Origin of the sequence: Ewingella americana ATCC 33852, assembly GCF_000735345.1 — a bacterium.
Taxonomy (GTDB): Bacteria; Pseudomonadota; Gammaproteobacteria; order Enterobacterales; family Enterobacteriaceae; genus Ewingella; species Ewingella americana.
In genome coordinates, this window is record NZ_JMPJ01000022.1 from 19,130 (window position 1) to 32,280 (window position 13,151).

Genomic DNA, 13,151 nt, shown 5'->3' on the forward strand with positions numbered 1-13,151 from the left:
AATTATCCGGAGAAAAAGAAGTCTATCAGCACCAGCGTTAACCCCACCACGCCGATGGCCGTAAGCAGCAAAGCGCTATAGAGGAACAGTCTCTGTTTGCGCAGCCTTTTCTTGCGTTTTTCACACAATGAAATGACGGTTTCGATATGCTTGTCTTCTAATAGAATAAGCTCCAAATCGCCGTAGTCCGACTCCGGCAACACGCGTATCACTTCATCAAAAAAGGCTTTGCCAATCAGCCTGTCGGTTCCAGCTATAATCTGACCGCTATAAATCATTAACAAATAATATTCATCTTCAGAGACAACGGCATAATAAATGCCATCGCCAAATTGAGTATTAATATAGGTGGCGAACGGGTCATGATATAAAACCGGCTTGTCCGTGTAGCCATAGTGGCTTTTATTCTTATCATCGGTATAGACCACCTGATGGTGACTCTTTTTCGTCGCCTCAATCCATTGGCGATAATCCTTAGCATTACTGCCGGAATAGGCGTTTTCCCAGATTAACCCAGTGACAATATGGTTTTCGGTTAACTGTTGGATGAAGTTATTTTTCATTTTAATGAGTAGGGCGCCTGATGATAGTCGATACCCACCACCATGACGACAGTGGCATCAGATTGGTTGCTCTCGCCGCCCGCGCCTATCAGCATCGCTCGCTGTCCGTCTGACATTTCCGTCGCTTGGTACTTGCTGACCATTAATAATGTGCCCGCCGTGACGGTAGAAACATTAAAGGTTTCCGTGGTGGTCACGACAGGCAGTTGAATAAGCTCGAAGGTGTCGAGACCATTGAGGAATCTTTTGGTAAAGCCGCTGGAGACTTCTATTCTGCCGTCTGACAGAACTCTAGGCGTAATAATAAAACTGGTGCCAGTAATAATTCTATCAGTGGTGACCTCTATGGTTTCGCGATTAGTGGTTTCATTAATGGTTCTGGTGCGCCCGGAGACATAGTTCTGTCTCTTGGTCATATTCAAAGGAATAGGCATATTGTTACGAGTAACAAAGGTGCCGCTCTGCAATACTCGCGAACCCGTAAGTTCATAAAAAGCGTCAAGTTGAGCATTAATGTTTAGCGTGCGCCCAGCTTCTGGCGAATAGAACTTACGCCCGGCCTTAAAGGTTCCTTCTGCAGATTTCATCATTGCGGTGGTGAGGTTTATCCCCGTGCCGCCGTTAATCAGATCGATATTCATCGCGGCACCGGCTTTTTTAATTTTTCGCTTATCCAGCACAAAAACCTTGTAGCTGACAATAAACTGGCGGCTGTTGTCGGTCTGGTATTTCTTGAGGATTTGGCTAAGGGTCTTATGTTCCGAAGGTCTGGCGGTAAAAGTCAAAATAGAGGCATCTTTAAAAAGGCTGTAAATACCGCTAGAAACGTACTTCTCCGCCATGTCTTTAACATCCTCCCAGAAGGTGGATTCAAACTTGGTTTCTGATTTGGCAATCAGGCCGCCTTCCGCCGTGGCTTCATTGCTCGACAGATCGAGTGAGGCTTCGAATTTGTTATTTTGCCCATAGAAATCCAGCTTAATGGCATAGGTTTCATACAACGACGTGGTCAACACGTTGTTGTGGTCCAGTGTCGAGGAAACATCATAAAGCACGGATATGTAACGCATAAACTCTTCAAACGTGCCGTTGAAGTTAATAGTGTGTGCCTGAAGTGGGGCCGCTTGGCTGCCCGTCTTCTCGCTATTAGGCAAAGAATCATTGATGCGATAGCTGATCCCCGTTTGGTCGGCGACGGATTCAAGCAGGGTCGGCAGATCTATAGGTTCATAGGATTCAATATTGACGTTTTGACTCAGCAGTTGCTGTGTCTTGGCATTGTACTCAACGCGCTTGCCAAGGAAGGCTGCGTCATATTTTTGGTAGGGACGGGTTTTGATGTCATCCGCTTCCACCACCTGAGGCATCTGGTTAGATTCACTATTAAGATCGTACTTTTGGTCAAAATAGTGAGCACAGCCCGGCAGCATGGCGGATAAGCAAAATACCAATAATTTATTCTTCATCACTGTTTCCCTGTGAAACTATTGTCCATCAATGATTAACACTTTATTTTTGCTGTAAAACTTAATAACTAACCCATAGTTTTCCGAGACAAAAATACGCCCCAAATTATTGAGAATTTCATCATTGCTCTTCCCCGATATCAGCGTATCAGTAAATATCATGTAATCGCTTTCGCTATTCCATAGCAGCTTATAGCCGACTTTATCCGCCCATTTTTTTATTTCCTGACTTAATAGGCTATTTTCATGCAGAATCAATATTTGTTTCTGGGTTGTAACTTCGGCGTGAAGTAGAGGTTTTTTTAATAGCAATCCTGTCCGGTGGGTATTATCAATTTTAGCCGAGTTAGCACCAGTGTGAAGTGACGCATAAGAGGCAGTACTAATAAATAATAAGAGTAACGATAATGGTTTAAATATCCCTTTCATAGTAATGTCCTGCTGTAGTGCCAATTAAAAGTTAGGGGTGAGGCCTTTATAAAATAGACGGGAATAATCAACTTCAACGGTGCTGCACCATCGGGTGATCACTACGGATACAGAGCTTGGATTACGGTAGCTAAATGTTTTTTTGTGTGCACGGTTATAAGCCGATATGGTGGAAGTAACGACCCATTTATTGTCGTAACGGTTAACTTGGATCTCTACTTTGCTAAAATCCGATGACAGTTCGCTTGGAGCGACTGATCGAGTCAGTGCTGGATTAGAATAATCTTTTAGATAAGTTCCTACATTCTCCTTCATGTTATAAGAGATATCGGAGGACAAGGACGAAATGGCTGCCGCAATTCTTGGGTAAAGTTGGCGATTGTTCGGGCCCATTGGGCAACGCTGAACGGGTAATGTAATTCTCCCCACTTCATCATCCAGACGACCCATGTACTCTTGGTAATATCTTGCACCATATAAGGGAGGTGCATCGATATTAATGGTATTGCCAAAAGCGGCGTAGCTTATCAGCGGAATGGTGGTCAACTCCGGGGGAGAGTTTGTGTATCTTCCTGGGCTTTCTAGAATCACGTTGGTGAGCAATGTGCCCACGGTCTTTGAGCCGTCAGCATTATTGGCTTCCAGAACCAGCACATTGTTTTCAGCATGGTTATAGCCCTGTCCGGCTTCGCTTGAGAGACAAAGGGTGGTATTGGATTTTGAGGCATCCCAGCAGAGCTTTCCCGCCCCGACGCTGCCTGCGAGTTGAGTCTTCTGAGCATTTTTAGTGTTCACCGAAATACGGATGCCAAATTGCTGTTTAAGCTTACTGCCGGCGGTCGCGATATAGCGGCTCATTTCACCGAAATTCACTGGCACTCTTTGACTTTCGCTGCCCGTCATCAATAGCTGCCACGCCGAGTTAGCCTTGCTGCCCGGCGGGCGCACCACAATGTGCGCGTGGGCGTAACTCAGCCCCATATCTTCAAACGCTTTGTTAAATGCCTGAAGGTAGCTGTCAAAGCGCAACTTGTCCTCGGTTCGCGGCGTTAGAGGGCTGTAACTGATGATGAAATCGACCCGGTCGACATCCTGACGCTTGGGGTCGCCAACTAAATCAACGCGAACAATATTTAAAACCTCTTTGCTGAGCTGACTCGGGGAGGCGCACGGCAGAAATTCTTTCTCGAATTGGTAGACCTTATTTAATGTCTCCGGCCCGCAGCGATTACTGACAAAATAGCTTCTCTGGCTCATAGGCCCGTACCATTCAAAGAATCTTGCCGAGTGAATGACTTCAGTCATTTTATAATTAGTGACTCTTCTACTATAAACAGCTTTTCTGGCCCCGTTTAATTTCAGATCATAAAGTGGATTGGTTTTAAAATTATCCCCTTTACCGTTTTCGATAACAGAAACCTGACCTTGCTGAATAAATTTAACCAAGCCGTATATCTCACGAGTAATGAGTTTTGCCGTCTGTCGTTGTTTAATTTCTTCAATGTTCTTTTGCTTGATATTGACTGTAAAAGCCATAGTCAGGCCGATGATCACCAGCACCACTAACATTTCAAGCAAAGTGAAACCGCGAGAGAATTTATGCACGATTAGGCCAATATGATGGTCAGTAGAGAAATCCCTTCTCCCACAGGAGAAGGGGCGGGGCATTAACGGCTACCCAACACGATGGCGTTGTTTGGGGTATTGGTACAAACCCCTAAGGTTGCCGCAGGAGTGATAGTGACGTTGCCACTGGCATGCAGGCTTCTCAATACCCCAGAAACCAGTGTGGCATCCAGCGAGCTTGGTGCCACGGCATCGACACCGGCTGCGGCGGCTACGACACCAACGTAATCCCATTGATTACCAATTTGAGTAATAATGTTACGGCACTGAGCTTGATCTAACCCGTTGATAGTAAGATAAAAGCCTTTCAAGCCAGCTGTGGGGCCAGTGGTAATACGTACTCCGCCCATATGGAAGTAGTCACCAGAGATGCCGTTTTTGGCTTCAGATTCAGACAGTTTTCCCAGCTGTACCAGTGACGCGATCATGATTTTCGCGTTGGCGTTTACCAGGATGGAGGTAGGAGACATGTTGACGGTGGCGGTAGGTGAAGCCACCGGATAGCCGGTATTTCTGTAAGCTTCCTGTGCCGCCAGACGGATGCTATTGGTGTTGCTGACTAATTTAGTAATGGACTGGCTGCTGAAGGCGCGCTGTGCCAGCACGACCACGCCTGCGGCTATAGTCCCGACAATACCCAAAACGATAATGACTTCGAGTAATGACATTCCCCGCTGTTTTCTAAATTTCTTATACGCGTTAGCTTTACTCTTAAGTATATTAATTTGTTCTTTCACGACACATTCCTTATGTATGCTAATAGCGATTTTCTGGATATTTTATTTTTCATTAAACACATAATAAATAATCCCCGGTGAAGTGATTATTTAAGCGCAGATATCTAATGGCAGGCTGATTGTTATGTAAGCGAGCTATGAAATGCAATAGATTTTTGGAATTGCTCTGGGTGTTTTTTTATTGAATTGTTGTTTTTGAGTTGATTTTTATTATTCGCAATTGTTATTTGTTTGATTAATTAATTTTGGGTTTTGTTTTTGATTCTTAAAATAAAATATTGGCAAGGTGTTTTTATTATTATGAACCTCATCGATTAGCTATTTAGATTAGTTAGCGGAACGCATTTTTTTTCACAAAATGACCTGTGAACGTCAGTTCAGCGAAGCGCGTCGGTTTCTTGTATAATGTGCCGCTTCGAGGTGCGAAGGGGTGAACCCAGTGGCATTTCCTCGGTTTACTCCAAACAGGAATACAGAATTATGATGCATAACGACGTCTTGCGCAGCGTGCGCCACATGCTTGATTTAAGCGAAGGCAGACTGATTGAGATCCTCAAAACCACCGGCGTGCCCGTCAGCCCGGAAGTGATGTCCCGCTACCTGAAGAAAGAGGACGAAGAGGGTTACATGGAGGTTCCTGACGAAGTCATGGCTAACTTCCTCAACGGTTTGATCACCTTCAAACGTGGTAAAGACGACCGTTTCCCAGCTCCAGAAGTAGAAAAACGCGTCACCAACAACATCATGTTGAAGAAACTGCGCGTGGCGTTTGAGCTGAAAACCGAAGACATGCTGAGCGTGCTGGCCGCCGCCGACTTCAAAATGTCCGAAGGCGAACTGAGCGCGTTCTTCCGCAAAGAAGGCCATAAGAACTACCGTCCTTGCGGCGATCAGGTGCTGCGTTACTTCCTGAAAGGTTTGACCGCGCGGGTCCGCCCGTCTAAAGCCTAAAGCCCGCTCGCCGTCTTATCGGCTTTGCTCCAAATAAAAAGCCTGAGTGCATGACACACTCAGGCTTTTTTGTGCTGCGGTTCGCGTATTATGCGGCTTCAGTCTGCCGTGGCTTCACCACTTTCTTCTCTTCCGGCTCTGGCTTTTTTGCTGCCAGCTCATCGGCTTCGAACTCATCCACGTTGATAGAACGCAGGCGGCTCTCTTCGGCACGGCTCAGAATTCGGGCTTCGTCCGGGGTCAGATGACCAGCATCCAGACCTTTTTGCGCCAGAATATCCAGACGAGTGAACGACAGCTTTTTGCCCATCGCGTCGGACAGACGTTTATGCACCGGCTCAGCCGCCAGAATATCCTTCAGCGCCTCTTCCAACTGACCAATCGGGTTGTGCTCGCTCGCCGTCAGATACTGGCCGCGACCAATGCGGCTGCGGGTGGCTGATGGCACTTGCAGAATGCGCGCCAGCTCGTGGTCCAGTTGGTCAGAAGGCGCGGCCTGAGCACGACCCAGCGGGAAGATAACAAAGCGCATCACGCCTGCTACCAGCCCGTTAGGGAAGTTACGCAGCAGCTCTTCAATGGCGATTTCCGCCTGATTCAAGCAGTCCTGCACGCCCCAATGCACCAGCGGCAGGTCATCTTTATTACGGCCTTCTTCTTCATAGCGTTTCAGCGTCGCCGTTGCCAGATAGATTTGGCTGAGGATGTCGCCTAAACGGGCCGAAATGCGCTCGCGGCGTTTCAGGCTGCCGCCCAGCACGCCCATGGAAATATCGGACAGCAGGGCCAAGTTGGCGCTCAGGCGGTTAATCTGCTGATAGTAGCGAGCCGTCGCGTCCTTGGCCGGTGTCTTACTGGTGCGGCCGTTGGTCAGGCCCAGCCAGAAGCTGCGCACTTTGTTGCTGCCGACGTGGCCAATATGGCCGAACAGCGCGCGGTCGAAATCATGCAGATCGTTGCTTTCCGCCGCCGCCATTTCACGCAGCACGTACGGATGGCAACGGATAGCGCCTTGCCCGAAGATAATCATACTGCGGGTCAGGATGTTGGCACCTTCTACCGTGATGGCGATTGGCGCACCCTGATAAGCACGGGCCACGAAGTTGTTCTTGCCGAGCATAATGCCTTTACCGCCGGTGATATCCATGGCGTCCATCACGGCGCGCTGGCCACGGTGGGTACAGTGATATTTGACGATAGCCGACAGCACCGCCGGTTTTTCACCGAGCATAATGCCATTGGTGATAAGCGTTGCCGCGGCGTCCATGACATAGGCGTTACCAGCAATGCGCGCCAGCGGCTCTTCGATCCCTTCCATCTTGCCGATAGGCAGTTTGAACTGGCGGCGGATATAAGCATAAGCACCCGTCGCCATCGCCAGTGATTTCAGGCTGCCGGTAGCGTTGGACGGCAAGGTGATGCCGCGACCAACCGACAGGCATTCAACCAGCATACGCCAGCCCTGACCGGCCATTTTCGGACCGCCGATGATGTAATCGATAGGCACGAAAATGTCTTTACCGCGCGTCGGGCCATTTTGGAAAGGTACGTTCAGCGGGAAGTGACGGTGGCCGATTTCCACGCCTTGGGTGTCCGTTGGGATTAGCGCACAGGTGATGCCAAGCTCAGTGGTATCGCCCAACAGGTGGTCCGGGTCTTTCAGCTTAAAGGCCAGTCCCAGCACGGTGGCGATAGGGGCCAGCGTGATATAGCGTTTGTTCCAAGTCAGGCGCATGCCCAGCACTTCTTTGCCTTCCCACTGGCCTTTACATACCACGCCGACGTCAGGAATAGCCCCGGCATCAGAGCCTGCTTCCGGGCTGGTCAGAGCAAAGCATGGGATTTCCAAACCTTGGGCCAGACGCGGCAGATAGTGATCTTTCTGCTCGTCGGTGCCGTAATGTTGCAGCAATTCGCCGGGGCCGAGGGAGTTAGGCACGCCGACGGTGATGGCCAGAATGCCTGACACACCGGCCAGTTTTTGCAGCACGCGAGCCTGAGCGTAAGCCGAGAATTCGAGGCCGCCATACTCTTTCTTGATGATCATCGCGAAGAAGCGGTGCTCTTTCAAATAGGCCCACAGCTCTGGCGGCAGGTCGGCCAGCTCGTGCGTGATCTGGAAGTCATCCGCCATGCGGCAGGCTTCTTCTACCGGGCCGTCGATAAAGGCTTGTTCTTCTTCTGTCAGGCGTTGTTGCGGGTAATCCTGCAACTTTTTCCAGTCAGGCGTACCGCTGAACAGGTCGCCTTCCCACCAAGTGGTACCGGCTTCAATCGCCTCTTTTTCCGTGCGAGACATGCTTGGCATGACTTTGCGGAAGGTGCGCAGGGCCGGAGCGGAGAACAGTGAACGGCGCAGAGCAGGAATGTTGAAAGGCAGCAAGATGATTGCCAGCGGCACCAGCAGCCAGAGAGTCCACAGGTGGATAGCGCCCATGGCAGCGGTAAAAGCCAGAATAATCAAGCTACTAAGTTGTAGGTTCACGCGGTGATAGAACAGCACACCGATGATAACGAGCAAGGCAACGATACTAAGAACCATCATGATAAATCTCCCCAGTTGTAGGAGGTCTGACCTGTTAGAGTGATATATTGGTTTTAGTTCAGGTCCATTTCTTTATCAATGTATTTACATCTTAATTACAACTTGGCTCACAAACCGATCGCACTAAGGGTCAAAATCACAAACATTCGGATTGATTACCGCTTCTTGGCTTCTCGCTGTTTCGGCAATCCGTTACACTGCGTGGCGGAACGCTTTATTGCTGAAAATGGACATAAAAAGAGGCTGCCATGTACCTGGATATTATCCGTAGTGAACTGAACGAAGCTGCTGAGACACTGAACAAATTCCTCAGTGATTCAGCAAATATTGAGTCAATTCAACGTGCTGCCGTGCTGCTAGCGGATTCTTTTAAAGCGGGTGGGAAGGTGATTTCCTGCGGTAATGGCGGTTCGCACTGCGACGCCATGCACTTCGCTGAAGAACTGACTGGCCGTTACCGTGAAAACCGTCCGGGCTACCCGGCGATTGCCATTTCTGACGTCAGCCACATCTCCTGCGTGGGTAACGACTTTGGTTACGACCATATCTTCTCCCGTTACGTTGAAGCGGTTGGGCAGAAGGGCGACGTGCTGCTGGGGATCTCCACCTCTGGCAACTCCGCTAACGTGATCAAGGCGATTGAAGCTGCGCGTGCGAAAGGCATGAAAGTCATCACCCTGACCGGTAAAGACGGCGGCAAGATGGACGGTTCAGCTGACGTAGAAATTCGCGTACCGCACTTTGGTTTCGCGGACCGCGTGCAGGAAATCCACATTAAAGTGATTCATATTTTGATTCTGTTAATCGAAAAAGAGATGGCAAAAGCGTAAGGCTTTTGATGTAAAGGAGACTGGCAATGTGCGAATTGCTCGGGATGAGCGCCAACGTTCCTACTGATATCTGTTTCAGTTTCAGTGGGTTGGTGCAAAGAGGTGGCGGCACGGGTCCGCATAAAGATGGCTGGGGTATTACTTTCTATGAAGGTAATGGTTGTCGCACCTTTAAAGATCCGCATCCGAGCTTTAATTCGCCCATTGCCCGTCTCGTTCAGGAGTATCCGATCAAATCCTGCGCGGTGATTTCGCACATTCGTCAGGCCAATCGCGGCGAAGTATCGCTGGAAAATACCCATCCCTTCACCCGTGAACTGTGGGGCCGCAACTGGACCTACGCGCACAACGGGCAGCTGCGCGGCTATCGCCAGCTGGATACTGGCACCTTAAGGCCCATCGGCCAGACTGACAGTGAGTTCGCCTTCTGCTGGTTACTGCATAAATTGACTGAACGCTATCCGCGAACGCCGGGCAACTGGCCGGCGGTGTTTCGCTATATCGCGTCGCTGGCTGACCAAATGCGGCAGAAAGGGGTGTTCAATATGCTGTTGTCTGACGGGCGCTTCGTCATGGCTTACTGCTCGACCAATCTGTATTGGATCACGCGCAGAGCGCCGTTTGGCAAGGCAACCTTGTTGGATCAGGATGTGGAAATTGATTTTCAGCAGCAGACGACACCCAATGATGTCGTCACGGTGATCGCTACCCAGCCATTAACGGGTAACGAAACCTGGAACAAGATTGCTCCAGGTGAATTCGCCTTATTTCACTGTGGTGAACGCCAACTGTGAACCCAGCGGGGTGGTTTGCACGGGCTGAGTTAGCACATACTTACCTGAGCTGACGACCACGTTTGGCGGCGTATGGTACTTCTGGAAGTAGTCATAGCCCGGCTTTAGCTCGTTCCAGAAACTGATGTAAGAAGAGTTTCTGTGCGACGCCATGTTGGCATCTGTCATGCGGAACGGGTAAATGCTGATTTGCACGTTACGCTGGCCGTATTGGAACGCCGCCTGCACATAAGTGAAAATCTCATCCATGTATTGATCGGTCATCGCATAGCAGCCGATAGATTTACAGTTACCGTGGATCATTAAATATTTGCCGGAATAGCCCTGAGCCGTGTCATAGGCATTCGGGAAACCGATGTTAATTGCCCGGTAGAATTTGCTATCAGGTTTTAAATGATGAATGTCGACACTGTAAAAACCTTCTGGGCTTTTGAAATCCCCTTCGCGACGTTTATTCCCTAAGCCGCCCGAGAAATCACAAATACCGTAAGTGCCAATTAGGCGATATTCGCCCTGAAGTTCGGCATAAAGCTCAAGTTTGCGTTCCTGTTTAAAGATCTGGATATAAACCGGGGAACCCAAAAGTTTCTGTTTTAACGCTTGATCAACCGGGACAGGCTCACTGGCGGCCGCGGTGCCGAGGGTAAAAAGGGGCAAACTGAGGAGCATCGCAAGTAACAGCGCGATTCTGATCATTCTTATTCCTGCTTAACGATTTCCCCTCGATAGTTGCTGTTGCTACTGACGTCGCGGCAATCTCAATTATGTGGGGTTTAGGTCTGATTATTTTGTCTACAGATACGAAGATCTTTAAGACCGCCACTGATATACAATCGGCATTAAACATGCATGATTCGATGCCATATTAATGCTGGTGGCTTTTTTAGCAATCCCACTAGGAATAAATTTACAGATAAAGTGTGAAAAAATGAGTTAGTTTACTTTTTAATCAATTTTTTTGTGAATACCCCGACATTTCTGCCGGGGAATATCGCTAGCGAGGAATGTTTTTGAAATCAGCCGGTGAGTTAACTAACACGCCGTCAGCCCCCAGCGCTTTGGCCTGTTGATAGTCAGCCTGATTATTAATACCGATCAGAATAATGTGCGCCTCTCCCTGTGAACGGAAGCAGTCCATCGCCTCTTTATCCCACGCCAGCGTGGCCTTAGAGCGCGCCTCGCCCAAGGTGTATTTTTCCACCACTTCCACTTCACGTTTCATTTCCAACGCATACCAGCGGCTTTTGTCATCAGCTTTGATTTGGCACTGGTGCGCCATGGTGATATTAGCCAGCGCGGTGCGGGTGGTATCGCGGCTTTCAAAGCGCGGAATAGAAGCCGGAAGGGAATCCAGATATTGACTGTCGGTGGAGTAAATGCGCACCCGGCGCTGGCTGTGCGTGTTGTCGAGCACCTTGTTTAAGGCTTTAGCCATCTCGGCAGGGCTGGCGTCCGGGCTTTTGATATCAATATAGAAAGTGGTTTTAGGGAAGGCGTTAAGCACGGTTTCCAGGCGCGGAATACCGATGTTTTTGCCACGATAAGGATGGTTATCGCCGCTGCCAAAGGCCCAACCGGCATCCATTTTCGACAGCTCCATCGCCGTGTACTGCGACACCGGACCACTCTGATTAGTCAGAGATTTTAAATCGGACGGGCGATACAGCACCGCGACGTTATCCTTGGAGAGCTGCACGGTTACCCAAATGGCATCCGCGCCATTGTTTAGCGCCAGTTCGATAGCCGGAACCGTGTTTTCCGGTGCATCAGCCGTGCCGCCGCGATGGGCAATAATCTGCGGTGCGCCGCTAATGGTCGCCGCCAAGCCCGTCAGTGGGAACAGGGCGCTGCATAACAACGTGGTGCATAACAATTTTCGATTAAAGCTGATCATAACTAATTCCTTTTAGAGACAATGGAGCAATTAATATACAGAGTGATTATGAAAAAAATATTAAATTCATACACAAAAACGATTATTTTTCAGTATTCAATCTAAAATTGAGATAACTATTATTAGGATAAATAAGCGGCAATTTTAATATTTGTCTACTCTATGGGTTAACTCAGTAGACTTGAATTTCCATCTTGATACTGTATGCTTGTACAGTCATTGGGAGGGGCTATGCGTAAAATTATTCACGTCGATATGGATTGCTTCTTCGCGGCAGTTGAAATGCGCGACGATCCTTCTTTGCGTGACATCCCAATAGCCATCGGCGGCAGCCGTGATCGCCGTGGCGTGATAAGTACCGCGAACTATCCGGCGCGCAAGTTCGGCGTCCACAGCGCGATGCCCACCGGCATGGCGCTCAAGCTCTGCCCACACCTCAAGGTGATCCCCGGGCGGATGGAAGCTTATAAAGAAGCTTCAAACCATATTCGTGAAATCTTCTCCCGCTACACCTCATTGATAGAACCCCTCTCGCTCGACGAGGCTTACCTCGATGTCTCTGATTCCACCCAGTGCAATGGCTCCGCTACGCTTATCGCCGCTGAGATCCGCCAAGCCATTTCAGATGAAATCAACCTGACGGCGTCGGCCGGGATTGCGCCCATCAAGTTCCTCGCCAAGATCGCCTCAGATCTCAATAAGCCCAATGGCCAGTTCGTGATCACCCCAGATAAAGTCGCTGATTTCCTGCAAGACCTGCCGCTTAGCAAAATCCCCGGCGTGGGCAAGGTGACGGCAAAGCGTTTGCAGGAGCACGGCCTGATCACCTGTGGCGATGTGCAGCGTTATGATTTGGCGAAGCTGCTAAAAGGCTTCGGCAAGTTTGGCCGCGTGCTGTGGGAGCGCTGTCAGGGCATTGATGAGCGCGAAGTCTCCCCGGAGCGCCTGCGTAAATCCGTCGGCGTCGAGCGCACGCTGGCGGAAGATATTCACAGTTGGGAAGAGTGCGTGGCGCTGATCGACCGGCTTTACCCCGAGCTGGAAACCCGACTGAGCCGCGTCAGCCCCGATTTGCGCATTGCCCGGCAGGGCGTAAAGTTGAAGTTTCACGATTTCCAGCAAACCACTCAAGAGCACGTCTGGCCGGTTTTGAATAAAAATGACTTGTTGAAGGTAGCCCATGAAGCATGGGAACAGCGGCGGGGCGGTCGAGGTGTGCGATTGGTTGGGTTACATGTGACTTTGCAAGATCCGCAGATCGAGAGGCAGTTGCTGCTGCCGTGGGAGTGAGGCTGAAAACGCTTTATCTTCTCTGG

Annotated in this window: 12 protein-coding genes; 4 read left to right on the forward strand and 8 right to left on the reverse strand. The window is 49.6% G+C overall.

From position 1 onward, the window contains the following. Positions 1-2 precede the first annotated feature (2 nt). Genes GEAM_RS02620 through GEAM_RS02640 form a run of 5 tightly spaced genes read right to left on the reverse strand, consistent with a single transcriptional unit; the run spans position 3 to position 4,821 of the window. Positions 3-563: a hypothetical protein gene (locus tag GEAM_RS02620; RefSeq protein ID WP_034787891.1), complete on the reverse strand. Its 561-nt coding sequence runs from the start codon at positions 561-563 to the stop codon at positions 3-5. Next, the gene (locus GEAM_RS02625) at positions 560-2,029 is read right to left on the reverse strand and encodes a type II and III secretion system protein (RefSeq protein WP_034787892.1); all 1,470 of its coding nucleotides are present in this window, start codon (positions 2,027-2,029) and stop codon (positions 560-562) included. The genes GEAM_RS02620 and GEAM_RS02625 overlap by 4 nt, the downstream gene beginning before the upstream one ends. A gap of 18 nt (positions 2,030-2,047) precedes the next feature. After that, complete coding sequence (locus GEAM_RS02630) at positions 2,048-2,458, reverse strand: TcpQ domain-containing protein (protein WP_084674024.1); 411 nt, start codon at positions 2,456-2,458, stop codon at positions 2,048-2,050. A 24-nt stretch (positions 2,459-2,482) separates the two neighbouring features. Further along, positions 2,483-4,126, reverse strand: a complete 1,644-nt coding sequence (locus tag GEAM_RS02635; RefSeq protein WP_084674026.1) for a type II secretion system protein — start codon at positions 4,124-4,126, stop codon at positions 2,483-2,485. Next, the gene (locus GEAM_RS02640) at positions 4,126-4,821 is read right to left on the reverse strand and encodes a type IV pilus major pilin (RefSeq protein ID WP_034787894.1); all 696 of its coding nucleotides are present in this window, start codon (positions 4,819-4,821) and stop codon (positions 4,126-4,128) included. Before GEAM_RS02640 ends, GEAM_RS02635 begins: the two co-directional genes overlap by 1 nt. Positions 4,822-5,301: 480 nt before the next feature. Here GEAM_RS02640 and GEAM_RS02645 point away from each other — a divergent pair, with 480 nt between their 5' ends. After that, entirely contained in the window at positions 5,302-5,772 is a 471-nt protein-coding gene (locus tag GEAM_RS02645; protein WP_034787897.1) for a YehS family protein, read from the forward strand. Positions 5,773-5,860: 88 nt separating this feature from the next. Here the strand turns inward: GEAM_RS02645 and fadE are convergent, their stop codons facing one another. After that, positions 5,861-8,317: an acyl-CoA dehydrogenase FadE gene (gene fadE, locus GEAM_RS02650; protein ID WP_034787899.1), complete on the reverse strand. Its 2,457-nt coding sequence runs from the start codon at positions 8,315-8,317 to the stop codon at positions 5,861-5,863. 248 nt (positions 8,318-8,565) lie between these two features. Here fadE and lpcA point away from each other — a divergent pair, with 248 nt between their 5' ends. Continuing rightward, on the forward strand, positions 8,566-9,147 hold the full coding sequence (gene lpcA / locus GEAM_RS02655) for a D-sedoheptulose 7-phosphate isomerase (protein WP_034787902.1): 582 nt from the start codon (positions 8,566-8,568) through the stop codon (positions 9,145-9,147). Positions 9,148-9,173: 26 nt separating this feature from the next. Then, positions 9,174-9,941: a class II glutamine amidotransferase gene (locus tag GEAM_RS02660; protein ID WP_034787904.1), complete on the forward strand. Its 768-nt coding sequence runs from the start codon at positions 9,174-9,176 to the stop codon at positions 9,939-9,941. Here GEAM_RS02660 and dpaA read toward each other — a convergent pair. After that, positions 9,912-10,637, reverse strand: coding sequence for a peptidoglycan meso-diaminopimelic acid protein amidase (dpaA, locus tag GEAM_RS02665; protein WP_034787907.1), 726 nt, complete (start codon positions 10,635-10,637; stop codon positions 9,912-9,914). The genes GEAM_RS02660 and dpaA overlap by 30 nt on opposite strands. A gap of 298 nt (positions 10,638-10,935) precedes the next feature. After that, positions 10,936-11,835 (reverse strand): glycerophosphodiester phosphodiesterase family protein, encoded by a 900-nt coding sequence (locus GEAM_RS02670; RefSeq protein WP_034787908.1) that lies wholly within the window; start codon positions 11,833-11,835, stop codon positions 10,936-10,938. A gap of 231 nt (positions 11,836-12,066) precedes the next feature. Here GEAM_RS02670 and dinB point away from each other — a divergent pair, with 231 nt between their 5' ends. Next, positions 12,067-13,125, forward strand: coding sequence for a DNA polymerase IV (gene dinB / locus GEAM_RS02675; RefSeq protein WP_034787910.1), 1,059 nt, complete (start codon positions 12,067-12,069; stop codon positions 13,123-13,125). Positions 13,126-13,151 lie beyond the last annotated feature (26 nt).